Origin of the sequence: Arthrobacter sp. PL16 (assembly GCF_035985055.1) — a bacterium.
In the GTDB taxonomy this organism is placed as follows: Bacteria; Actinomycetota; Actinomycetes; order Actinomycetales; family Micrococcaceae; genus Arthrobacter_D; species Arthrobacter_D cheniae.
Genome location: NZ_JAXCIC010000010.1, coordinates 16,000 through 39,414 on the forward strand (window position 1 = coordinate 16,000; position 23,415 = coordinate 39,414).

General features: G+C 68.0%; 22 protein-coding genes, 1 tRNA gene and 1 riboswitch. Of the genes, 9 read left to right on the forward strand and 14 right to left on the reverse strand.

The features are described from left to right. Positions 1–105: 105 nt before the first annotated feature. Both pcrA and RCH21_RS15540 read right to left on the reverse strand, forming a co-directional pair. Entirely contained in the window at positions 106–2,589 is a 2,484-nt protein-coding gene (gene pcrA / locus RCH21_RS15535; RefSeq protein WP_326965138.1) for a DNA helicase PcrA, read from the reverse strand. A gap of 110 nt (positions 2,590–2,699) precedes the next feature. Beyond that, a complete protein-coding gene (locus RCH21_RS15540; protein WP_326965139.1) occupies positions 2,700–4,238 on the reverse strand; it encodes an alanine/glycine:cation symporter family protein in 1,539 nt (512 codons plus the stop codon). Positions 4,239–4,398: 160 nt separating this feature from the next. Between RCH21_RS15540 and RCH21_RS15545 the strand changes: the two genes are divergently transcribed. From RCH21_RS15545 to RCH21_RS15555, 3 genes are all read left to right on the forward strand, one after another. Further along, complete coding sequence (locus RCH21_RS15545) at positions 4,399–5,034, forward strand: hypothetical protein (protein WP_326965140.1); 636 nt, start codon at positions 4,399–4,401, stop codon at positions 5,032–5,034. A 36-nt stretch (positions 5,035–5,070) separates the two neighbouring features. Beyond that, a tRNA-Arg gene (locus RCH21_RS15550) sits at positions 5,071–5,144 on the forward strand. A 124-nt stretch (positions 5,145–5,268) separates the two neighbouring features. After that, positions 5,269–5,676 carry an NUDIX hydrolase gene (locus RCH21_RS15555; protein WP_326965141.1) on the forward strand — a complete coding sequence of 136 codons (408 nt, stop codon included), beginning with the start codon at positions 5,269–5,271 and terminating at the stop codon, positions 5,674–5,676. Here the strand turns inward: RCH21_RS15555 and RCH21_RS15560 are convergent. Beyond that, entirely contained in the window at positions 5,673–7,580 is a 1,908-nt protein-coding gene (locus RCH21_RS15560; protein ID WP_326965142.1) for an ABC transporter ATP-binding protein, read from the reverse strand. The genes RCH21_RS15555 and RCH21_RS15560 overlap by 4 nt on opposite strands. Positions 7,581–7,799: 219 nt before the next feature. On the opposite strand from RCH21_RS15560, the gene RCH21_RS15565 reads away from it, so the two are divergent. The 3 genes from RCH21_RS15565 to RCH21_RS15575 all read left to right on the forward strand — a co-directional run bounded on the left by RCH21_RS15565 (position 7,800) and on the right by RCH21_RS15575 (position 10,129). After that, the gene (locus RCH21_RS15565) at positions 7,800–8,621 is read left to right on the forward strand and encodes an amino acid ABC transporter substrate-binding protein (RefSeq protein WP_326965143.1); all 822 of its coding nucleotides are present in this window, start codon (positions 7,800–7,802) and stop codon (positions 8,619–8,621) included. 70 nt (positions 8,622–8,691) lie between these two features. Further along, on the forward strand, positions 8,692–9,351 hold the full coding sequence (locus RCH21_RS15570) for an amino acid ABC transporter permease (RefSeq protein ID WP_326965144.1): 660 nt from the start codon (positions 8,692–8,694) through the stop codon (positions 9,349–9,351). Continuing rightward, on the forward strand, positions 9,338–10,129 hold the full coding sequence (locus RCH21_RS15575) for an amino acid ABC transporter ATP-binding protein (RefSeq protein WP_326965145.1): 792 nt from the start codon (positions 9,338–9,340) through the stop codon (positions 10,127–10,129). Before RCH21_RS15570 ends, RCH21_RS15575 begins: the two co-directional genes overlap by 14 nt. 19 nt (positions 10,130–10,148) lie before the next feature. Here RCH21_RS15575 and fdhD read toward each other — a convergent pair whose 3' ends face one another. Then, complete coding sequence (fdhD, locus tag RCH21_RS15580) at positions 10,149–10,976, reverse strand: formate dehydrogenase accessory sulfurtransferase FdhD (protein ID WP_326965146.1); 828 nt, start codon at positions 10,974–10,976, stop codon at positions 10,149–10,151. Positions 10,977–11,064: 88 nt separating this feature from the next. Here fdhD and RCH21_RS15585 point away from each other — a divergent pair, with 88 nt between their 5' ends. After that, positions 11,065–13,389, forward strand: coding sequence for an FdhF/YdeP family oxidoreductase (locus RCH21_RS15585; protein WP_326965147.1), 2,325 nt, complete (start codon positions 11,065–11,067; stop codon positions 13,387–13,389). Between the two features lie 86 nt (positions 13,390–13,475). Here the strand turns inward: RCH21_RS15585 and RCH21_RS15590 are convergent, their stop codons facing one another. The 7 genes from RCH21_RS15590 to RCH21_RS15620 form a co-directional block, all read right to left on the reverse strand. Next, positions 13,476–14,735, reverse strand: a complete 1,260-nt coding sequence (locus RCH21_RS15590; protein WP_326965148.1) for a molybdopterin molybdotransferase MoeA — start codon at positions 14,733–14,735, stop codon at positions 13,476–13,478. Next, a complete protein-coding gene (locus RCH21_RS15595; protein ID WP_220725951.1) occupies positions 14,732–15,016 on the reverse strand; it encodes a DUF6457 domain-containing protein in 285 nt (94 codons plus the stop codon). Before RCH21_RS15595 ends, RCH21_RS15590 begins: the two co-directional genes overlap by 4 nt. Positions 15,017–15,032: 16 nt before the next feature. Continuing rightward, on the reverse strand, positions 15,033–15,644 hold the full coding sequence (gene mobA, locus RCH21_RS15600; protein WP_326965149.1) for a molybdenum cofactor guanylyltransferase: 612 nt from the start codon (positions 15,642–15,644) through the stop codon (positions 15,033–15,035). Continuing rightward, on the reverse strand, positions 15,641–16,138 hold the full coding sequence (locus RCH21_RS15605) for an HNH endonuclease (protein ID WP_326965150.1): 498 nt from the start codon (positions 16,136–16,138) through the stop codon (positions 15,641–15,643). The genes mobA and RCH21_RS15605 overlap by 4 nt, the downstream gene beginning before the upstream one ends. A 223-nt stretch (positions 16,139–16,361) precedes the next feature. Continuing rightward, complete coding sequence (locus tag RCH21_RS15610) at positions 16,362–17,219, reverse strand: NlpC/P60 family protein (protein WP_326965151.1); 858 nt, start codon at positions 17,217–17,219, stop codon at positions 16,362–16,364. Between the two features lie 71 nt (positions 17,220–17,290). Then, entirely contained in the window at positions 17,291–18,133 is an 843-nt protein-coding gene (locus tag RCH21_RS15615; protein ID WP_326965152.1) for a hypothetical protein, read from the reverse strand. A 5-nt stretch (positions 18,134–18,138) separates the two neighbouring features. Beyond that, a riboswitch (cyclic di-AMP (ydaO/yuaA leader) is annotated at positions 18,139–18,307 on the reverse strand. 214 nt (positions 18,308–18,521) lie between these two features. Beyond that, a complete protein-coding gene (locus tag RCH21_RS15620) occupies positions 18,522–19,217 on the reverse strand; it encodes a metal-dependent transcriptional regulator (RefSeq protein ID WP_120149905.1) in 696 nt (231 codons plus the stop codon). 249 nt (positions 19,218–19,466) lie between these two features. Between RCH21_RS15620 and serC the strand changes: the two genes are divergently transcribed. Next, complete coding sequence (gene serC / locus RCH21_RS15625; RefSeq protein ID WP_326965153.1) at positions 19,467–20,591, forward strand: phosphoserine transaminase; 1,125 nt, start codon at positions 19,467–19,469, stop codon at positions 20,589–20,591. Between the two features lie 25 nt (positions 20,592–20,616). On the opposite strand, the gene RCH21_RS15630 is transcribed toward serC, so the two are convergent. Genes RCH21_RS15630 through RCH21_RS15640 form a run of 3 tightly spaced genes read right to left on the reverse strand, consistent with a single transcriptional unit; the run spans position 20,617 to position 22,930 of the window. Beyond that, on the reverse strand, positions 20,617–21,894 hold the full coding sequence (locus RCH21_RS15630) for an MFS transporter (protein WP_182977041.1): 1,278 nt from the start codon (positions 21,892–21,894) through the stop codon (positions 20,617–20,619). 34 nt (positions 21,895–21,928) lie between these two features. Then, positions 21,929–22,537, reverse strand: a complete 609-nt coding sequence (locus RCH21_RS15635) for a DUF3027 domain-containing protein (protein WP_326965154.1) — start codon at positions 22,535–22,537, stop codon at positions 21,929–21,931. Between the two features lie 9 nt (positions 22,538–22,546). Further along, complete coding sequence (locus RCH21_RS15640) at positions 22,547–22,930, reverse strand: cold-shock protein (RefSeq protein ID WP_326965155.1); 384 nt, start codon at positions 22,928–22,930, stop codon at positions 22,547–22,549. Positions 22,931–23,102: 172 nt separating this feature from the next. On the opposite strand from RCH21_RS15640, the gene RCH21_RS15645 reads away from it, so the two are divergent. Continuing rightward, a complete protein-coding gene (locus tag RCH21_RS15645; RefSeq protein ID WP_326965156.1) occupies positions 23,103–23,390 on the forward strand; it encodes a hypothetical protein in 288 nt (95 codons plus the stop codon). The last annotated feature ends 25 nt before the right edge of the window (positions 23,391–23,415 follow it).

A 23,415-nucleotide genomic window follows, 5' to 3' on the forward strand; every position in this document is an offset into this window, starting at 1 on the left:
CCTCGGGCCTGAGACCTTTTCCAGACTATCCGTTTAGTGAGTAAGGCCACACTTCTATCTTTTGTAGAGAATGGGGCCCTGCTGGTAGGGATCCCTCCCGGCGAATCACCCTGTCCGGTCCACCTTGGTGAGGGGTGCGTAGCGCAGGAGCAACCGCTTCTCGCCGACGTCGAACCGGACCTTCGCCACGGTCTTGTCACCGGCGCCCTCGACGGACAGCACCGTGCCGTTGCCGAAGCTCGCATGGTTGACGTGATCGCCCACCGACACCGAGAGGACCTCCTTCTGGGGTTGGACACGTCCCACGGCCTTGGCCGGCCCGGCGCCGCCGGAGAACCCGCCACCGCTGGCCCCCCAATAGGATCCGCTGAACCGCGGTCCGGTGATGCTCCCGCCGGAGCTGAACGCCTGTTTGGCGGCACCCTCGCGCTTCCAGTGGACGAGCTCCTCCGGGATCTCGCTCACGAATTGGCTCGCCGGGTTGTACTGGCTCTGGCCCCACATGCTGCGGACCTCGGACCGGGTGATGTAGAGGCGCTGACGGGCGCGGGTCAGACCCACATACGCCAGGCGCCGCTCCTCGGCGAGCTCCTTCGGATCGGTGGCCGACCGCTGGTGCGGGAAAATTCCCTGCTCCATGCCGGTCAGGAACACCACGGGGAACTCGAGGCCCTTGGCGGTGTGGAGCGTCATCAGGGTGACGACGCCCTGACGCCGCGCTTCCTCGACCGCACGCTGGACATCGGTCGCGGACCCGTCCGGGGCGTCGGGGATCTGGTCGGCGTCCGCCACGAGGGAGACCTGCTCGAGGAAGTCCCCCAGCGTTCCCTCCGGGTTGTCGCGCTCGAACTCGCGCACGACGGCCACGAGCTCGGCGAGGTTCTCCACGCGCGACTCGTCCTGAGGGTCATTGCTGGTGCGCAGCTGCTCGAGGTAGCCGGTCTGCTCCAGCACTGCCTCGACGGCCGCCGACGCGCCCGATCCGCTGGCCACCTCCGCGAGGTCGTCGATCAACTTCACGAAGCCGACCACGGCATTGACGGAGCGGGTGGCCATACCGGGCGCCTGATCCGCGCGGCGGAGGGCCTCCATGAAGCTGATCCGTTCACGCTCACCGAGCGCCGCGACGGCGAATTCGGCGCGGTCACCGATGCCTCGCTTGGGTTCGTTGAGGATACGGCGCAGGTTGACGACGTCGTCCTGGTTGACGAGGACGCGCAGGTACGCGAGCGCGTCCTTGATCTCCTTGCGCTCGTAGAAGCGGGTACCGCCGACCACCTTGTACGGCAGGCCGACGCGCAGCAGGATCTCCTCGATGGACCGCGACTGGGCGTTCGTGCGGTAGAAGATGGCGACGTCCCCGGGGCGGATGTCCTCCTCGTCCTGGAGGCGGTCGATCTCCTCGGCGATGAAGCGCGCCTCTTCGTGCTCGTTCTCGCCGACGTAACCGACGATCTTCTCGCCGCTCCCCTCGGCCGTCCACAGCCGCTTCTCCGGCCGGTTCGGGTTGCGGGAGATCACGGCGTTCGCCGCACTGAGGATGTTCTGCGTGGAGCGGTAGTTCTGCTCCAGCAGGATGGTGCGGGCGCTCGGGTAATCGTTCTCGAACTCGACGATATTGCGCACGTCGGCGCCGCGGAAGGCGTAGATCGACTGGTCCGAATCGCCCACGACCGTGAGCTCCGCCGGATCGTCGCTCGACTCCCCGGGCACTCCCACGATCTCGCGCACGAGTGCGTACTGCGCGTGGTTGGTGTCCTGGTACTCGTCGACGAGGACGTGGCGGAAGCGTCGCCGGTAGTAGTCGGCAACCCCCGGGAAGGCCCGGAACATGTAGACGGTCTGGGCGATCAGGTCGTCGAAGTCCATCGCGTTGGCCTGGCGCATCCGCTGGGCGTAGCCCGTGTAGACCTCGGCGACTGCCTGCTCGAACGGGTCGGAGAGGTTGACGGTCGAGGCGAAGGACTCCTCGTCGATCAGTTCGTTCTTGAGGGCTGAGATCTTGTGCTGGACGGCCTTGGGCGGGACTTTCTTCGGGTCGAGGTCCAGGCCCTTGGCCACCAGGGTGATCAGGCGCAGGGTATCCGCGGAATCGTAGATGGAGAAGTTCGAGTTGAGGCCCACGGACGCCGCCTCCCGCCGGAGGATCCGCACGCACGAGGAGTGGAAGGTGGAGATCCACATGCGCTTCGCCACGTCGCCGATCAGGGCCTCGATACGCTCCCGCATCTCCGCCGCGGCTTTGTTCGTGAAGGTGATGGCGAGGATCTGCCCCGGGTGGGAGCGGCCGGTGGCCAGCAGGTAGGCGATGCGGTGACTCAGCACGCGTGTCTTCCCGGAACCTGCGCCCGCGACGATCAGCAGGGGCGAGCCACCGTGCTTCACGGCCTCTTCCTGCTGCGGATTCATCCCCAGCAGGAGCTCGCGCGCACGGTGCTCGTCGACGCCGACGCGCGAGGGCACGTGTTCGGCCGCGGGGTCTCCGGACCGGGACGTCGTCCTCGCCGTGGTTGCCATGGCGGCCTCGCGTGCTTGCTTCTTCTCGGCGGGCGTGGGCGGGGAGACGTAGGGGTCGAAAAGCATGTCCATGGTGCTTCAAGTCTAGGCCGTGCCCCCGACACTCCCTCTCGCGGGACGCCGGACACGACACTGTCCTCGCCGGAGAACCGGCGAGGACAGCGCACCGAGCACCCGTCGACCTACCTGTCGATCTGGAGCTCGTCCTTCTCCACGCCCAGTTCCAGTAGCTTGCCGCTCTTGCGGTCGGCGAGGTACTCGCGCATCTCCCGCTTGATGACGGGTAGCAGGAAATAGACGCCGAGCAGGTTGATGAAGGCGCATACGAAGAGGGCTGCGTCGGCGAAGCTGATGACCTGGCTGAACGTCAGGACGCAACCCGCGACGGTGAAGAACAGGAAGATGACCTTGTAGACGACCTCCGACGTCCTTCCCCGCCCGAACAGGAACTCCCAGGCCTTGAGTCCGTAGTAGGACCAGGTGATGAGGGTCGAGTAGGCGAAGAGGATCACTGCGATGGCCAGGACGATCGGGAACCACGGGAGCACGGTGGCGAAAGCGTCCGAGGTCAGGGTCACGCCGTCGGGGGTGTCCCCGCCGCCCTGCACCTGGTCGATGCCGGCCTGGAGGCTCGGTGCTCCAGCGATCACGATGGCGAGGGCCGTCATGGTGCAGATCAGGACGGTGTCGACGAGCGGCTCGTACAGTGCGACGAAGCCTTCGCTGACAGGGCGGCGGGTCTTGACGGCGGAGTGGGCGATGGCGGCGGAGCCGACGCCGGCCTCGTTGGAGAACGAGGCTCGCTGGAAGCCGACGATCAGGACGCCGAGGATGCCGCCGGCGATGCCCTGCGGGTTGAAGGCGCCGCTGATGATCGCTCCGAAGGCAGCCGGAACCTGACCGATGTTGACGATGATGACGAAAAGGCAGGCGAGCACGTAGATGCCGCCCATGGCCGGCACCAGGCGGGAGGTGGTAGCCCCGATGGACTTGATACCGCCGAGGATGACGATCGCGACGAAGAACGCGAGGACGACGCCGAAGATCAGGGCTGCTCCCGCACTGCCGAGGAAGCCGTCCTCCCCGCCCGTGACGTTCTGCACCTGGGCAAAGGTCTGGTTCGCCTGGAACATGTTGCCGCCGGCGACACCAAAGATGAGGATGGCGACGGCGAAGATGCCGGTCAGGATCTTGGCAGGGATACGGCCGAGCTTGTGGAAGGCGATCGGGAGGTATTTGAACGGTCCTCCGCTCACCGTGCCGTCCTCGTGCACCTCTCGGTATTTCACTCCTAGCGTGCACTCGGCGAACTTCGTCGCCATGCCGATGAGTCCGGCGCAGATCATCCAGAAGGTCGCACCAGGCCCACCCAGGGCCATGGCCGCACCGACGCCGGCGATATTGCCGAGGCCGACCGTCCCCGAGAGTGCCGAGGTGAGCGCCTGGAAATGGGGGACCTCACCCGGATCGCTTTTGGAGGAATAGCGTCCACGCACCACTTCGTAACCCACCTTCAGGCCCCGGATCTGGGGAAATCCGAAGTAGATCGTGCAGACGATGCCGGCGATGATGAGCCAGGCGACGACGGCGGGGAAACTGACGTCACCGATGGTGATGGGGAAGAAGACGATGCTCGAAAAGATCTCGGTCGGTCTCGCGAAGGCGTTGTTGATCGCCTCGTCGATGGCCGCGAGCCATCCGACGTCCTCTGTGACTGCCATGGGTAGTGCGGAGGAGATATTCGTCCCACTAATGAACCCTGCTTCCGGCATGAAGGCAATCACGCACTTGTCGGACCGTTGAGCCTTGTCATCCGAATCCGTCCGAGAGGCTGTTCGGAGCCGACCGGAATGCATGACGGAGATCACCCATACTGGAACGGTGGCAAAGACGAGGGCACAGATCGCACGCAGGTACGCTTCCCGCGCCCCGGCGCCCTCCCCCCCCGGGCCGACCGGTGGACGCAACAGCCAGAAGAACAACGGGACCCTCGTCCTCGTCGCTGCGGCGGCGGCCTCGCTGCTCCTCTTCTGGTACTTCCACCTGCTGACCCTGGGACAGATGACGCAGCTCGCCGACGGCCTCACCATGCCGGACATGCTGGTGGGCGGGTACGACGCCGGCTACGTGCAGCGCCTTCGCGACGCGATGGACGACGACGCCCGCGGCCAGTTGAGTTACCTGCACAAGACGGCCGGAACTCTTTTCCCCCTCATTTTCGCGTTCGCCTGGCTGCTCCTCGTACAGCTCAACGCAGGGCGACGGTGGCTCCGCTGGGTACTGTGGTCGCCCGTGATCCTGTTCGTCGTCGTCGACCTGTGGGAGAACATCGCCATCGACGCCGTGCTGGCGCAGGCCTCGCCCGACGCCGGTGCCGTGGCCCTGGCCTCGACGCTCACGGTCCTGCGCTGGACACTGCTCGTGCTGAGCCTCGTGGCGGGCGCGGTGTCCGTCTTCCTGCCGCGGCACCTGCGTGCCCGTCCGGACGGCGCGGACACCACGACACGGAACGGGTAAGCTGGGACCGCCGGATCGGGAATGCACCGTTTCCGCGCCTCTGTAGCTCAGTAGGATAGAGCGTCCCTCTCCTAAAGGGAAGGTCGTCGGTTCGAATCCGGCCAGGGGCACGAGCGTTAGGCGGCTACCGCCGCACAGCGGGGAGGATGGGCTTCTGCCCATCCTCCCTTTTCGTCGGGTTCGTTCCTCGTGGCCGGTGCAAGGTCGGAGTGGGCGGAAAGGGGTGGGCGTGTGATGATCACCGTCACCGCCCTGTGCCTCCTCGACGAGGCGAACCGCTTGCTGCTGGTGCGGAAGCGCGGGACGTCGATGTTCATGCAACCCGGCGGGAAGCCGGAGCCGGGCGAGACTGCTGCGCAGACCGGAGTCCGGGAGCTGTCCGAGGAACTCGGCCTCACCGTCCCGGCCGAGGAACTCACGCTGATCGGCACCTGGGAAGGGCCGGCGGCTAACGAGGCCGACACCCTCCTCATCGCCACGGTGTTCCTCTGCCCGTTGACGGCGGAGCCCCGTCCCGCTGCTGAGATCGAGGAACTGGACTGGCTCGATCTCGGACAGGCGTCCGTACGCCACGACCTTGCCCCACTGCTGACCGACTACGTCATCCCCCGCCTGCGGGACCGCCGGGACGCGCGAGCCTAGACGCCGGTCAGCGCCTCGGGCTCCTCATCCATCGCCACGTTCTTCTGCACGGCGAACTGGGTGCGGTGCAGTTCCTCGTACCGCCCTCCCAGCGCGAGCAACTCGTCGTGCGTCCCGCGCTCCACGATCGAGCCGTCCTCGACCACGAGGATCAGGTCGGCGCTCCGGATCGTGGACAGGCGGTGTGCGATCACCATCGCCGTGCGACCCTCGAGCGCTTCGCTGAGCGCCGCCTGCACGGCCGCCTCCGACGTCGAGTCGAGCGCCGCCGTCGCCTCGTCGAGGATGACGACGCGCGGCTGCGCGAGCAGGAGCCGCGCGATGGTCATGCGCTGGCGTTCGCCACCCGACAGCCGGTAGCCGCGCTCACCGACCATGGTGTCCAACTGGTCGGGCAGTGACCGGACGAGAGTCTCCAGGCGCGCACGCCGGACCGCGTCCCAGACCTCGTCCTCCGTGGCCTCGGGCCGGGCGAGGCGAAGGTTCGAGAGGATGGTTTCGTGGAACAGGTGCCCGTCCTGCGTGACCATACCGAGGGTGTGCCGCATCGACGCGAACGTCACGTCCCGCACATCGGTGCCGGACAGCCGGACCGCGCCGCTGTCGACGTCGTACAGGCGTGCCAGGAGCTGGGCGATAGTGGACTTGCCGGCTCCCGAGGTGCCGACCAGGGCGACCGTCTGTCCGGGTTCGATCCGGAAGGACACCCCGTGAAGCACCTCGTCGCCGCCGCGCGTATCGAGCGTCGACACCTCCTCGAGGGACGCCAGCGAGACCTTGTCGGCGGACGGGTAGGCGAAGCGGACGTCGTCGAACTCCACGGTGGCGGGACCCGCAGGGACGGTGACGGCGTCGGGCTTCTCCCGGATGAGCGGCTCGAGGTCGAGGACCTCGAAGACGCGCTCGAAACTGACGATGGCGCTCATGATCTCGACCCGCGCGTTCGCCAGGCTGGTCAGCGGCGCGTACAGCCTCGTGAGCAGGAGGGCGAGCGTGACGACCTCGCCGGTATCGAGCTGGCCTCTCAGGGCGAGGAAGCCGCCCAGGCCGTAGACCAGGGCCAGGGCCAGGGCGGAGACGAGCATCAGGGCCGTGAAGAAGACGAACTGCAGCATCGCGGTCCGCACCCCGATGTCCCGCACGCGTGCCGCGCGGACGCGGAACTCCTCGGCCTCCTCGTCCGGCCTGCCGAACAGCTTGACGAGCGTGGCGCCGGGGGCCGAGAACCGCTCGGTCATCTGCGTGCTCATGGCCGAGTTGTGGTCGGCGGCCTCGCGGCGGAGGGCGGCGAGGCGGCTGCCCATGCGCCGCGCCGGGACCAGGAAGATGGGCAGCATGACGACGGCGAGGACCGTCACGAGCCAGGAGGTACTCAACATCACCGCGAGGGTGAGGACGAGCGCCACGAGGTTGGTGACGACGCCGGAGAGGGTTCCGCTGAAGGCCTGCTGGGCGCCGATGACATCATTGTTCAGGCGGCTCACGAGGGCACCGGTCCGCGTGCGCGTGAAGAAGGCGATCGGCATCTTCTGCACGTGATTGAAGACGGCGGTGCGGAGGTCGAGGATGACACCCTCACCGATGCGCGCCGAGTACCAGCGCGTCACCAGGGACACCGCGGCGTCCGCGACAGCCACCAGCGCGATCACGACGGCGAGCCGCACGACGGTGCGGACCTCGCCCTGCGCCACGATCACGTCCACCACCTGACCGGCCAGGACCGGCGTGGCGACGGCGAGGAACGCCCCGGCGACGGACAGGACGATGAAGAGGACGAGCTTGGACCGATAGGGCACCGCGAAGGTGAGGATGCGACGCACCGACTCCTTCGAGAAGCCATGCTTGCCGTCCTTCGCCGTGGAGATCTTGTACAGCGAGCTCCAGGCCGCGCCTTCCATGCTCATAGCTTTTCCTTCCATGGATGCCAGTTCCAGCTTAGGCCGCTGGTTCCTGGACCCCCGCCGCAATACTTCGGAACAATAAGTACATGCTCCGGTGTTCACCTCAGTAGTGTTCGACTCCGGTCCCGGCCGGGTGGAGCGGATGTACCTAGGCTTCAAGCCTTCGTCGGTTCCTCCCATTCCCACCCGCCGTGCCCGTTCCACCAGACCGAAGGAATTCCCATGAACAACCGCCTGTCCATCCTTGGTGCCGCTGCCGCCCTCACCCTTGCGCTCGCCGGCTGCGGGTCGTCGTCGACCCCGGCAGGCGAAGGAGGATCCTCGGAATCCGCGGCGTCGAATTCGCTGCAGGAGATCCAGGACTCCGGTGTCCTCACCATCGGCACCGAGGGCACGTACAAGCCCTTCAGCTTCCACGAGGACGGCAGCGGCGAGCTCACCGGCTACGACGTCGAGGTCATCACCGCCGTCGCGGAGAAGATGGGCGTCGAGGCCGAGTTCGAGGAGACCCAGTGGGACGCGATCTTCGCGGGCCTCGAGGCCGGCAGGTTCGACGTGATCGCGAACCAGGTCTCGATCACGGACGAGCGCAAGGAGACCTACGACTTCTCCGAGCCCTACACGGTGAGCTCCGGCGTCATCGTCACCAGCGCCGACAACAACGACATCTCCTCGTTCGAGGACCTTTCGGGCAAGACGACCGCGCAGTCCCTGACGAGCAACTGGTACGAGCTCGCGACGGAGAGCGGCGCGAACGTCGAGCCCGTCGAGGGCTGGGCGCAGTCGGTCACCCTCCTCGAGCAGGGCCGCGTGGATGCGACCATCAACGACGAGCTGACCTACCTCGACTACCAGAAGACGAACAACAACGAGGGCATCAAGATCGCGGCCACCACCGACGAGACCTCCGAGAGCGCGGTCGCCGTCGTCAAGGGCAGCACGGAACTCGTCGACGCCATCAACACGGCCCTCGGCGAACTGCGGGCCGACGGCACGCTCACCGAGATCTCCGAGAAGTACTTCGGCTCCGACGTCAGCGAGTGATCCCGTCGAAGGGCCGGGGAGGGCCGCTCCCCCCGGGGTACGGGGGCGCACCGGCCGGAGGAGCTGACTGATGGACTGGGAACTGCTGCGCACGTCATTCTGGCCGATGCTCTCCGGCGGCCTGGCGGGCACCATCCCGCTGTCGCTCGCCTCCTTCGCCATCGGCCTCGCGCTGGCGCTCGTCGTCGCCCTCATGCGTATCAGCGGGCAGCCGGTCCTCTCGGCCGTCGCGCGGTTCTACGTCTCGGTCATTCGCGGTACCCCGCTGCTCGTGCAGCTGTTCGTCATCTTCTACGGGCTTCCCTCGATCGGGCTGACCATCGATCCGTGGCCGAGTGCGATCATCGCGTTCTCCCTCAATGTCGGCGGCTACGCGGCCGAGATCCTGCGCGCCGCCATCCTGTCCGTGCCCAAGGGCCAGTGGGAGGCGTGCCACACCATCGGCATGTCCCGCACCCTGGCCCTGCGCCGGGTCATCCTGCCGCAGGCAGCACGCGTGTCCGTGCCGCCGCTGTCGAACACCTTCATCAGCCTTGTCAAGGACACGTCCCTGGCGTCCGTCATCCTCGTGACGGAACTGTTCCGCGAGGCCCAGCAGATCGCCGCTTTCTCGCAGGAGTTCATGCTGGTCTACGTCGAGGCCGCAGCGATCTACTGGGTCTTCTGCCTCGTCCTGTCCAGCGGCCAGTCCGCACTCGAGAAGAGGTTGGACCGCTATGTCGCCCACTGACCCGCTCCTTCCGCCCCCCACCGAAGGACCGCTGCTGACCGTCTCGGGCCTGCAAAAATCCTTCGGCGACAATCAGGTCCTGACGTCGATCGACCTAAACCTCGACAGCGGCCAGGTCGTGGCCCTCGTCGGCCCCTCCGGTTCCGGCAAGACGACCGTCCTGCGCTGCCTCAACGGGCTCGAGACGCCCGACGGCGGGACGGTCGCCTTTCGGGGCGGGCCGTCGCTGGACTTCGCCGGCAGGGTGTCGAAGAAGGACGCACTGTCCCTCCGCGATCGCAGCGGCATGGTCTTCCAGAACTACAACCTCTTCCCGCACATGACCGTCCTCGAGAACATCATCGAAGGCCCTGTTCAGGTGCAGAAGCGGTCTCGGCGGGACGCCGTCGCGGACGCGGAGCGGCTCCTCGACCGGGTGGGCCTCGCGTCGAAGCGGGACGACTATCCCTTCAACCTGTCCGGCGGCCAGCAGCAGCGCGTGGGGATCGTCCGCGCACTGGCGCTCCAGCCCGATCTGCTGCTCTTCGACGAGCCGACCTCGGCCCTCGATCCCGAACTGGTCGGCGAAGTGCTGACCGTGATCAAGGAGCTGGCCGAGGAGAACTGGACCATGGTGATCGTGACGCATGAGCTCGCCTTCGCGCGCGAGGTCGCGGACGAGGTGGTCTTCATGGACGGCGGAGTCGTCGTCGAGCACGGCCACCCCGACCAGGTGCTGCGCAATCCGCGCGAGGAGCGGACGCGCCGCTTCGTCCAGCGCCTGCTCAATCCGTTCTAGGCGCTTCCCCGCCCAGCCCTCAGGCCGTGATGCGGTCCGGGTGCGAGTAGCAGTTCAGGGACGTCCCGCGGCTGAATCCGACGAGCGTGAGTCCGGTGTCGTCCGCCAGGTCAGCCGCGAGCGACGACGGCGCGCTGACGGCTGCCAGCACCGGGATGCCCGCGAGCTGCGCCTTCTGCACCAGTTCGAAGGACGTCCGGCCCGAGACCTGCAGGATGGTCCCGCGAAGGGGCAGCATCCCCTCCCGCAGTGCCCAGCCGACCACCTTGTCGACGGCATTGTGCCGGCCCACGTCCTCCCGCAGGCACAGGAGCTCTCCCTCGGCGGTGAAGAGACCGGCGGCGTGCACGCCGCCCGTCCGGTCGAAGAGCTTCTGGCTGGCGCGCAGCCGGTCGGGCAGGGATGCGAGGACCCCGAGGTCGACGGACGCGGTGTCCTCGCGGAGGTCGAACCGGGACGATTTCCGGACAGCGTCGATGGACGCGGTACCGCAGATGCCGCAGGAGCTCGACGTGTACACGTGGCGCTCCATGGCCGTGTCCGGCAGTTCGACACCGGGCCGGAGCTGGGCCTCCACAACGTTGAAGGTCTGCTGGCCGTTGTCGTCCACGCCGGCGCAGTACCGGAGGCTGGGAAGCTGGCCCGGCTCCCAGACCACGCCCTCGGACACCAGGAAACCGGCCACGAGGTCGAAGTCATCACCCGGGGTCCGCATGGTCACGGTGAAGGCCCGACCGCCGAGGCGGATCTCCAGAGGTTCCTCCCCCGCCAGGACGTCTTCACGGCGCCCTGTCTGCGCTCCGATCCGGAACTTGGTGATGCGGCGACGCTGCGTGACCCGGTTCATCGACTCTCCTTATCTCGGCCCTATGATGAGGTTAGTTGACCCCAGACACCACGTGGTGCGTCGACTTCGACACGAGGATGTGGACAGCGTGGCAACCAAGGCGCCCAAGGACAATATCGACGAGTCCGAACTGGCGGTGGGGGCCCGGAAGACGCGGGCGGTAGGACTTCCCGCGGTCATCAATTCGCTGAAGATCTCGATCGACCAGATGGGCCCTGTCCGCAGTGCCCAGACGCTCCTCGCCGTCAACCAGGTCAAGGGTTTCGACTGCATGGGCTGCGCCTGGCCCGAGGGCGACAAGCGGCACACCGCCGAGTTCTGCGAGAACGGCGCGAAGGCCGTCGCCGAGGAGGCGACGCGCCGCACCGTTCCGCCGTCGTTCTTCGCCGAGCACTCCGTCGAGGATCTCCTGACCCACGATGACTACTGGCTCGGCCAGCAGGGACGACTCACGCACCCCATGCTGCTCGACGACGGCGGCACGCACTACCGTGCCGTGTCCTGGGACGAGGCGAACCAGGTCATCGTGGACGAACTCGGAGCACTGGACAGCCCGGACGAGGCGGTCTTCTACACGTCGGGACGCACCTCCAACGAGGCCGCCTTCCTGTACCAGCTGATGGTGCGGGGTATCGGCACGAACAACCTGCCGGACTGCTCGAACATGTGCCACGAGTCCTCGGGATCGGCGCTCAACGAGACGCTCGGGGTCGGCAAGGGCACCGTGTCGCTGCTCGACCTCGACACCGCGCCGCTCATCATCATCGCCGGGCAGAACCCCGGCACCAACCACCCCCGCATGCTGACGTCGCTGGAAAAGGCGAAGAAGAACGGCGGGGCCATCGTGGCCATCAATCCGCTGCCCGAAGCCGGCCTCATGCGGTTCGAGAACCCGCAGAACCCGCTGGGACTGCTCGGCACGCGCTTCGGCGGCGGGACCGCCCTGGCCGACGACTTCCTGCAGATCCGCATCGGCGGTGACCAGGCCCTGTTCCGCGGCCTCGGCAAGCACCTGCTCGAGCGCGAGGAAGCCACGGGCACGGTGTTCGACCACGCCTTCATCGCCGAGCACACCCTCGGCCTCGAGGACTATCTCGCCAGCCTGCGCGAGACCAGCTGGGACGAGATCACCACGGCGAGCGGCATCTCCAAGGCGGAGATCACGAAGGTCGGCGACCGCATGATCGCCTCCCCGGGCACGATCGTCTGCTGGGCCATGGGCCTGACGCAGCACAAGCACTCCGTGTCCACCCTGCGCGACGTCGTGAACGTGCTCCTACTGCAGGGCAATGTCGGCAAGCCCGGCGCCGGCGTCTGCCCGGTCCGGGGCCACTCGAACGTCCAGGGCGACCGCACCATGGGCATCTTCGAGCGCATGCCTGCAGCCTTCCACGACGCGCTGGACAAGCGGTTCCGCTTCGAGTCGCCGCGTCGGCACGGCTATGACACGGTGGCCGCAATCCGTGCCATGCGTGACGGAACGGCGAAGGTCTTCATGGGCATGGGCGGCAACTTCGTCCGGGCGACGCCGGACACCAACGTCACCGAGCGGGCACTGCGGAACACGCGGCTGACCGTGCAGGTCTCGACGAAGCTGAATCGCTCCCACCTCGTCACCGGCACGCGCGCACTGATCCTCCCCGCCCTCGGCCGCACGGACAAGGACACCCAGTCCGGCGGCGACCAGCGCGTCACCGTCGAGGACTCGATGAGCGCGGTGCACGCGTCGACCGGACGGCTGAAGCCCTCGAGCTCGGAGATGCGCTCAGAGATCGCGATCGTCTGCGAGCTCGGCGACCGCCTCTTCGCGCGGGAGGACAGCCCCTTCCGGAACAACGCACCTCAGCTCGACTGGACGGCCGCGCAAGCCGACTACCGCGTCATCCGCAGGCACATCAGCGCGGTGATACCGGGCTTCGACGACTTCGAGGACCGTATCGACAAGCCCGGCGGCTTCGTCCTGCCGAACGGCCCGCGTGACAGCCGGACCTTCACCACCGCCACGGGCAAGGCGAACTTCACCGCCAACATCCTCGAGTACCCGCAGGTCCCGGCCGGCAGGCTCATCCTGCAGACCCTGCGTTCGCACGACCAGTACAACACCACGATCTACGGCAAGGACGACCGCTACCGCGGCATCTCCAACGGACGCCGCGTCGTGTTCCTCAGCCCGGAGGACATCGCGGAGGCAGGGCTCGACGACGGCGACATGGTCCACCTCGTCTCGGAGTGGGCCGACGGCGTCGAGCGCCGCGCCGAGGACTTCCGCGTGGTCGCCTACTCGACGCCCAAGGGCTGCGCTGCCGCCTACTACCCGGAGACGAACGTCCTGGTGCCCCTTGACTCGACGGCGGACATCAGCGGCACGCCGACGTCGAAATCCGTGATCATCAGGGTCGAGAAGGCCGCCTGACGCGAGGGCAGCCTGACGAGAACGCCGCCTGACGCGAGGGGTGCCGGCCGGGAGATCGGCGCCCCTCGCCGCGCACCCGGAACCTGTCAGACGACCCAGGGCAGGGTCAGTGCCGGTACGCCGTCGCCCGCCTCGCAGCCTTCGGCCGGCACCACGAGGACGCCGTCCGCGGAGGCCAGCCCCCGCAGCATGCCCGACCGCTGATGGGTACTCGGTACTGCCCGGCCAGCTTCGAGGCGATACGGCACGAGTCGGCTCCTGCCGTGCAGGGGCTCGAAGGCGTCCGCGCTCGTCACCGTGACGGGATCGGACAGGGGAGACCCGCGGAGTCCGGCGAGCAGGGGTCCGGCCACGGTGAGCATGGCCATCATCGCGGCAAGCGGGTTCCCGGGGAGTCCCACGAGGAAGCGACCGTCCGGCAGGCGTGCCAGCAGTGTCGGGTGCCCTGGCCGCATCGCGATGCCGTCGATGATCATCTCGGCGCCCAGCTCCATGAGGGCCCGGCGGATGTGGTCCGCGGACGAGCTACCGGTTCCGCCGGTGGTGATCAGCACGTCGCCCGAGGCCCTCACCAGCGAGAACTCATCCGTGGCCTCGGCGCTGATAGCCGCCACGACGTCGTCGAGGTCGTCCTTCGCGCGGCCGGCGACGTCGACATGCCCGCCCAGCATCGCCACGAAGCCGGGCAGCTGCGGCCCGAAGGTGTCGCGGACCTGGCCCGCGTGGGGCAGCCCGTGGTCGATGACCTCGTCACCGGTCATGAGCAGGGACACGCGCGGCGCCCTGAGGACCGCGAGGGTGTCGTGTCCGCACACCGCGGCGAGCGCGATCTGCGCCGGATTCAGGACGACGCCGGCGGGTACCGCCTCGGAGCCTTCCTCGGCCTCCTCCCCCGCGGGCCGGACATGCTCGTGCAGCGACGGCTCGTCGGGGCGTGCGGACTCGTTGCGGTCCAGGACGTTCCCGCGGATCGCGCCATGCTCGGTCCTGAGGATGCCGACCGCGTTCTGAGGGACGACACCGCCCGTGAGGATGAAGGTCGCCTCTCCCGGGGCGAGTGACACCTCCCCGGAATCGGAGTGCGGGGATGGCCTTCCCCGGGGGTGCTCCTCCGGCTCGGCGTGACTCACGAGTGTCCAGGGCGCCTCCCCGTTCACAGCCCAGCCATCCATTGCCGATGATGCGTAATGCGGAATGGACTGCAGGGCGTGGATCGGTTCGGCGAGGGTCTGACCGAGGCCGTCCGCGAGGTTGACGGTCTGGAACGGCAGTGGTCTACCGGCACCGTGCGCGAGGGCCCGGGCGGTCTTCCAGTCGACGTTGCGCGCCGCGGTTGCCTCGCTCATTCGGAACCGCCGTCCGTCGCTGCTTCCGCGCACAGGGCATCGGCCACCGCCATGGCGGACCGCATGGCCACCTGTTCCTCCGCCTGACCGCTACCGACGGCCAGGCCGGCAGCGTATCCGACGACGAACGTCGTCAGCGGTGCCGCCGGACGCACCACGCCGTGGGCGGCCTTGCCGGCCAACCCGAGGACGGCATCGATATCGACCTCCGCCCCGTCGATCTCGAAGGCGGCAAGCAGCTTCCCGGTCCAGTCCTGCAGCAATTTCTGACGGTCGTCCATGGGCCCTCCGGGCGTTCTAGGGGACGTCGATGCCCAGCGCTCGCGCGTCATTCCAGGTGTCGACGTCGTGCGTCGTGCCCGGTGGAACCGGGACCGGTCTGGTCCTCACAGTAGCAAGGAGGCTGCGCATCGATAGATTGTCCGCGGTCCCGCCGGCGAGGACGGCGTCGATGCCTGACGTCAGGTCCGCGGTCCGGTACAGCGCGGCCAGCGGCTGGTCCCGGCCGTCGTCGACCGCTACCAGCGAAAATGAGTCGTCGGCGGCTGCCTCCGCGAGCAGGATGTCGAGCAGGCCACCGACACGGGGCATGTCGCAGGCGACAACAGCGCACCAGGGTGCCCGGGGGCCTTCGAAGCTCAGAAAGCCGGCGACGAGGGCGGCCGCAGGCCCCGCGAACGCGGGCTCCTCCCGCACGAACGTCGGGGACCCGACCAGGGCCGGCGTCGTTCCCGCACCCGGATCCGGACCGACGACGACCACCCGGCCGGCACCCGCGAGGGCGGAGCATGTCCGCTCGAGAAGGGTCTGCCCGTCGAGGATCAGTCCCGCCTTCGGGACGCCGCCCAGGCGGGAGGACCGGCCACCTGCGAGGACGACGGCGTCGAACCGGAGGGCGTTCGCCGTCATGCAGCGGTTTCCGCGAGGAACTCGGACCACTGGGGTGCGGGCTTCTCCAGTTCCCTGATCTGCCATTGGGGTCCACGCGGGGGAAGGGGGACGATCCGCAGGCTCCAGCCAAGGCTGCCCAGCGTCTTGTCACCCTTGGCGTTGTTGCACTTGAGGCAGCACGCCACGAGGTTCTCCCAGGTGTCCTTCCCTCCACGGGATCTCGGCGTGACGTGGTCGATGGTCGAGGCGGTCTTGCCGCAGTAGGCGCACAGATGATTGTCCCGGCGGAGGACGCCACGTCTCGTGGCTGTCACGTCGTGCCGGTACGGGACCTTCACGTACCGGTTGAGCAGGATCACCGAGGGCCTGCCCAGAATCTCCGTCGGTCCCACGATCGGCTCCTCGTCCTCGGCGACGACGCTCGCCTTCCCGGTAAGGACAAGTACCAGCGCCCGGCGGAACGTGACGACCGCCAGTGGTTCATACCCTGCATTCAGAACAAGAGTGCGCATACAACTTGCCTCTTTGCTGACCTGTTCCCCGCAACCGGTTGCCATCCCGGGGTTCGGGAGAAGTGCTTCGGATTGACACTGCAAGGGTAATCCGGAGACCGGGCGCGGGCTAATCGCCGCTATCGACCGGTTGACGTGCCGCGAGGGGTTGCTTCTGCTACCCCTTAACGGAAGAAGGACCGGCGCAGGGCGGCGGTCCTTCTTCCGACACGGTGTGTCCTGATCAGCCGCCGACGCGGATGTAGACGCCGCCCGAGCCGAGCTCGGCCGGTGCGATCGCCGTCGTATTGCCGTTGAACCCACCGTGAACGGCCTGGCCACCACCGATGTAGACCGCGATGTGGGCCACGCCCGCCCCGCCGTCCGCGTAGTAGATGAGGTCGCCCGGGACGGCTTCCCCGGCGCTGACGGTGCGGCCGAGGGACATGTAACCGGCCGGCCAGCCGTGGAAGTTGATGCCTGCTGCGGCAAGGGAGTTGCTGACCAGCCGCGTGCAGTCCTGCATAACCCCGAGCTGGCCCTTGGCTGCTGCGGCGATCTTGGCGGCCACTCCGGAGGAGGCGACCGGTGCGGGCGCCGGGGCACGTGCCGCAGCCGGTGCGGGCGCAGGAGCCGCGACAGTGACGGGAGCCGCAGCAGCGGCCGGCGCGGCGGGTTGGGCTGCAACCACGACCGGAGCCGCGGCAACAGCGACCGGAGCCGCTTCGACGACGGGGGCCGGTGCTGCCGGCGCCTCGACCACAGGGGCCTCGACCACAGGGGCCTTCTCGACGACGACCGGCTTGGCGTTGACCTTGACCGGCGTCTTGTTGAAGGAAAGCACCGTCGAGCTGGAGGCGACGACGGCCGGGCGGGCCGTTGTCACGGAAACGTTCGAGGTGGCGACCTCGCGCTGCGGCTGGAGATCCGCCGCATTGGCTGCGACGCCGCTGGTCAGGACGAGACCGGAGGCCGCGGCGATGACGGCGGCCTGGCGGCCCATCCCGCCTGCGTTGGTGGTGACTGCTTTGGCGAGGGCCGAGAAGCTGGCAGTGGTTTGCGCTTCTCCTCGGTGGCGGGCGATCGTGGCGCGTGAGGACATGAGGGAGTTCTCCGTGTGTGGGGTTCTAGCGGACGCGGACGAAGCTGGCGCCGGAAAGGGTGTGTGGGGTTCTAGCGGACGCGGACGAAGCTGGCGCCGGAAAGGTCTGACAGGCTGTGGAGGCCGGTGTTCATGCCGTTGAGGCCACCGCTGATGACCTGGCCGTTGCCGACGTAGATCGCGACGTGGCCGCCGGTGATGACGAGGTCGCCCGCTGCGGGCGTTCCGACGACATCGCCGAACTGGAAGAACTGGCCGGGAGCGAGATCGCCCACGGACTTGCCGACGGAGCGCAGAGCGGTCTCGACCATCGCGGTGCAGTCCTGGGCGACGCCGATCTGGGCGTAGGCAGAGGCAACCAGACCGGCACCGACACCCGACGACTGGACGGGAGCCGGCTGCTCGACAGGAGCGGCAGGGACTGCGGCAACCGGTGCTGCAGCGGGCGCAACAGGCACTGCGGCGGGAACCACGGTGACGGGAGCGGCGGCCGGAGCAGCGGCCACGACGGGAGCCGCAGCGACGGGAGCGGCTACGACGGGAGCAGCGGCTACGACGGCGACAGGCTCGGGAGCCTCGACCACAGGAGCGGGAGCTTCCTCGACGACCTCGGGAGCAGGAGTGACCTCGACGGCCACGCGCTCGAAGGAGACCTTCGCGTTGGCGGGAACCGTGATCTCCGCGGCTACGACGCGGTCGACGGTCAGTGCCGCAGAGGACTGCACCTCACGCTCGGGGGCGGTGACGCCGTGGGCAGGAAGGCCCGCGGTGAGGACGAGCCCGGAAGCGGCGACGATCACGGCTGCCTGGCGGCCGACCGATCCTGCATTCGACGTGACTGCGATGGACAGGGTGGTCAGCGGACTGACGGTCTTGGGCGCGCGATGGCGGCCCAGCGAAGAGCTGGTGGACACGTTGGATTGCCTCTCCCAACGCCTGCGAGGTGAGCTGTCGGATTCGGATGGGAGTCACCCGGCCACTGGTTGAACAGCGACTTAACCCCAAGGATCTCTTGTCAGAGATCCACAAATTGGTTCCCCCGCCTCTGCCATGCGATGGTGCGAACGGACCTCCGGCAATGGCAGAGCTAGGCGATTTGCAGGAGGGTGCCGGATCTAGAGCGAATTTGGCACGAGATGTAGGCTACCTGAGAAAGCTTCATATGTCACGTTCCGATCACGGAACGATATGTTTCTGGTGACGGTGGCTAGGTGGGGTATGGCTCAGCAGGCTGGAAATAGCTGGTGCGGACCTGCGGGATCGTCGCGTGACACTGTTTCCGGCGTAACGGTCGTGGCGTGGTCAGGCGACGGAGACGAAGACATGCGATGCGACCTCGGGCGGCAGCTCGAGGGCCCCCTCGACGCCTGGGACACGCACGGACACGTAGCCGCCTACGGATTCCAGGGCCAGCTGGGCACCCGGGCGCAATCCGCCCTCGTCGAGCTGCGTCAGGAGCTCCGGATCCACCTGGATCGGCTCGGCCAACCGAAGGAGCGTGACCTGATTCTCGGGTGAGTATGTGTCCATGGCGGACAGCAGGGTCACCACACCATCGGTGAACAGCTTCGACTGGACGCCGCCGATCGCCTCGAGTCCGGGGATGGGATTACCGTAGGGCGATTCGGACGGCTTCCCGAGGAGTTCATAGAGGCGGCGCTCCACGCGCTCGCTCATCACGTGCTCCCAACGACAGGCCTCGTCGTGCACGTAGGCCCAGTCGAGGCCGATGACATCGCTCAGCAGTCGCTCCGCGAGGCGGTGCTTCCGCATGACGCCGGTGGCGCGGCGCCGGCCCAGTTCCGTCAGCTCCAGGTGCCGGTCACCGGAGACGACGACGAGGCCGTCGCGTTCCATGCGCCCGATGGTCTGGGAGACGGTGGGGCCGGAGTGGCGCAGACGCTCGGCGATGCGCGCCCTGAGAGCTACGATGTTCTCCTCCTCGAGCTCAAGGATGGTCCGCAGGTACATCTCGGTCGTATCGATGAGGTCCGTCATCCGGGTCAGCTCCTTGGTGCGGTGCGGGTGCGCGGCTGGACTGCCTCACGCCGGTGGGTGCCACGGCCGCCACAGCCGGTTCCGCCCCACGCCTCCCAAGGTTAACCCATGCGGCAACAGGCCCGGCAATCAACCTGGGCGCGACGACGGCCGTCCGGGAACGCCGATCGGGGGTGTTCACAAATGGAGGCCCCCGGGCCTCTGGGGCACAATGATGGCGATACCCGCCGCCGAACAGCTGGAGCACCCATGAGCGAAACCCCCCGTGTCCCCCACCACCTCCTGCCCGCGGACGGCCGCTTCGGCGCCGGTCCGTCCAAGGTACGCAGTGGCCAGATCGATGCGCTCGTGTCCGCCGGCCAGTCGTTGCTGGGAACGTCCCACCGTCAGGCGCCGGTCCGCTCCCTGGTGGGCCGCCTCCGGGAGGGCCTGTCGTCGTTCTTCGGCGCACCGGAGGGTTACGAGATCGTTCTCGGTGTCGGCGGTTCGACGGCGTTCTGGGACGTCGCGACCTTCGGACTGGTGGACAGGAAGGCGCAGCACCTCTCCTTCGGGGAGTTCGGTTCCAAGTTCGCGTCCGCGACCACCAAGGCCCCCTTCCTCGAAACGTCGAGCGTCATCACCTCCGAGCCCGGCACGCGCCCGGACCCGGTCGCGGAAGCGGGGATCGACACCTACGCCTGGCCGCAGAACGAGACGTCCACCGGCGTCGCCGCTCCGGTTCGGCGGGTCGACGGCGCCGATGAAGGAGCACTGGTTATCGTCGATGCCACGTCCGCCGCCGGTGGCCTGGACGTCGATGTGTCCCAGGCGGACGTCTACTACTTCGCCCCGCAGAAGAATTTCGCTTCCGACGGCGGCCTGTGGCTGGGGCTCTTCTCCCCCGCTGCGATCGAGCGTGCTGCCCGGATCGCGGCCGGAGGCCGGTGGATCCCGGATTTCCTGAACCTGCAGACGGCCATCGATAATTCGCGGCTCAACCAGACCTACAACACGCCGTCGCTGTCCACGCTGGTGACCCTCGACGCGCAGGTCGAGTGGCTCAACGCCCAGGGCGGCCTGCCCTTCGCTGCAGCCCGTACCGCCGATTCGGCCGGACGTCTCTACGGCTGGGCCGAGGCATCCCCCGTCGCGAGCCCTTATGTAGTGCGTACGGAGGACCGCTCGAACGTCATCGTCACGGTGGACTTCGACGACTCCGTGGACGCCGCGCGCATCGCCGCGATCCTCCGCGCCAACGGGATCGTCGACGTCGAGCCCTACCGGAAACTCGGCCGCAATCAGCTGCGCGTCGCCACCTTCGTGGCGATCGAACCCGATGACGTGTCGGCGCTCATCGCCTGCATCGACTACGTGGTCGAGAACCTGCTCTAGGACTCCCGATGGGGGGCACGAAGTACTACGGCGATGTGTCCGCCGCTCCCGGTTCGTGATCCAGCCGGAGGCGGCGGGGCGCGGAGCGGTCGTAGCGGAGCCGGACCTCGTGGTACTTCCAGGCCCAGAAGATGCCGACTGCTGCGGCGACAAGGCCCGACGCCGCAGCGACACCGAGGCTCCATCGGGGACCGAACGTGTCGGACACCCAGCCGACCACCGGCGCTCCGAGGGGCGTGCCGCCGAGGAAGATGGCGAAGTAGAGCGCCATGACCCGGCCGCGCATGACGGGGTCCGTCGTCGTCTGGACGTAGGCGTTGGCACTGGTCATCAGTGTCAGCGCGCACAGTCCGACGGGCACCAGTGCCAGCCCGAACAGCCACAGGTTGGGCGCCAGGGCGGCCAGCAGGCAGGCGACCCCGAACGCCGCGGACGCCCCGAAGATGAAGCGCAGCCGCGGCCTCTCCCGTCGGGCGGACAGGAGTGCGCCCGCGAGGGAGCCGACCGCCATCACCGACGAGAGGATCCCGAAGACCCGGGCATCCTGGCCGAACTCGGTACGGGCCATGGACGCGATGAACACGGCGAAGTTCAGTCCGAACGTCCCGACGATGAAGATCGCGAGCAGGACGATCATCAGGTCGGGCCGGTGGCGGACATAGCTGAATCCCGCGCGGATGCGCCCCTTGCCCGGCGCCTGCCGCGGCTGCCTGTTGAGTTCCGACGTGCGGAGCGCCAGCAGTACGTACACCATCGCGCCGAACGTCAGCGCGTTGATCATGAACACCCAGCCCGGACCGACCGCCGCAGTGAGGAGCCCGGCGACAGCGGGACCGATCAGCCGGGCGCCGTTGAAGGAGGCGCTGTTGAGGGCGACGGCATTGGGAAGGTTCTCATCGCGCACCAGCTCCGAGACGAAGGCCTGCCGGGCCGGGGAATCGAAGGCGGAGACCACGCCGAGGGCCAGGGCGAAGGCGTAGACATGCCAGAGGACCGCGACGTCGAGGAGCACCATCAGCCCGAGCCCCGCGCCGAGGAGCGCCATGGCGATCTGCGTCATGGCGAGGAGCTTGCGCCGGTCCACCGTGTCGGCGATGAGCCCTGCCCACGGAGAGATCACGAGCTGTGGGCCGAGTTGGAGTGCCATCACGATGCCGAGGGCGGACGCGTTCTGCGGCGTCAGGATGTCGTACACCAACCAGTCCTGGGCGGTCCGCTGCATCCAGGTGCCGATATTGGATATCGAGGCTCCGATGAACCAGAGCCTGTAGTTGTGGATGCCGAGCGATCGGAAGGTACTCAAGCGGTCCCGTCCTCGTCTCGGCGCCACGGACAGGTCACTCGGAGTCGGGGTGTTCCGGAGCGTTGTCCGCCGACTCGCCCGGGACCACCGCGTCGGTGTAGGCACCGTCACTGTCTGCACCCTCGGTGTCGGTACTATCCAGGGCCTCGACCGGTGCGGGGCCGCCATCCTGCGATCCGCCGACCTGCGGCACGCCGTCGTCGGACTCGGAATCCTCCGGGCGCACGCGCTGGGACCACGGCAGCCATTCGGGGGCCACCAGGGAAGCCGCGGACGGAAGCAGGCCGACCTCGCATACAGTCACGTCCTTGCTCCGTGCCACGCGGGCCACACTCGCATACCACTGCCAGCCTCCGTAGCCGGGCAGGAAAGCCTCGAACCGGTGTGTGACGAGGCGTTCGCCCTCGATCACGGCGGACACGTGGCGGCCAATCTGGGACTCGGGTGCGACCTCGAGGACAGCGCTGCGGGCGCGCTCGACGGCGGCTTCGAGCACGGCATCCGACTTGGGGATACGGCGGGAGGCGCGGGGCTTCCTCGGCGCCTCGGTCGTCGTCGGCGCGACGGCGTCCCCCTCGGCGGGCGTCGCAGCGTCGTCGGTCGGGACGGCGCCGGCGGCGGTCCCCAGATTGGTCGAGGTCATGATGGAAGCCTACGCGTCGAGGTCGTCTGCAACCGCGCGCAGGACCGCCGCCACTTTCGTCCCGTGCCCCTTCTCCGGGTAGCGTCCCTTGCGGAGGTCATTGGACACGGCGTCGAGCAGCTTGATGAGGTCCTCGGTGATGACGGCCATGTCGTCCGCACTCTTGCGCGTGGCCTTGACCACGGACGGCGCCTGCTCGAGGATGCGTGCGGACAGGGCCTGAGGCCCACGGCGACCGTCAGCGACACCGAACTCGAGCTTGGTGCCGATCTTCACCTCGCTGACACCTGTGGGCAGCGCCGAGGAATGGAGAAACACTTCCTTGCCGTCGTCCGTGGCCACGAAACCGAAGCCCTTGTCCACGTCGAACCACTTGACCTTGCCGATGGGCACGTCGTCTACCTCTTCTTAGCTGACCGGGCGGCGTTCGCCTGCGGTGGTGGTCCCGGGTCCGTGGCATCGCCTGGTGTCGAGGCGGACCACCTCCGCCGGGGAAGTCTGTACCGCCTAGGATATAGCTTTCCCGGCGGCTCCCGGGTCGTGGTTCTTGTAGTCTTGGACGGCTATGCTCCCAGACGAATCGGCCTCCGACTCCCCCGCCCGCGACCCCCGGGATCCGCTGGCGCCCGACCTGACCGAGCCCGCCGGCCGCGGTCGGCACGTCCTCACGGTGCTCGCCGTCGTCTTCGCAGCCATCGGGCTGGTGTCACTCGCCGCCATCCTCGCGACGGCGTTCCTCCAGGGGACGGTATGGCCCGGATTCGTGCTCGCGTCCTACTTCTGCCTCCCCATCGCGTTCCTGCTCATGGCCGCCCTGGTCGTCTGGTCGGTCCTCGCCCGGCGCAGGTCCTGAAGCCCCCGGCCTTTCCACCGGTCAT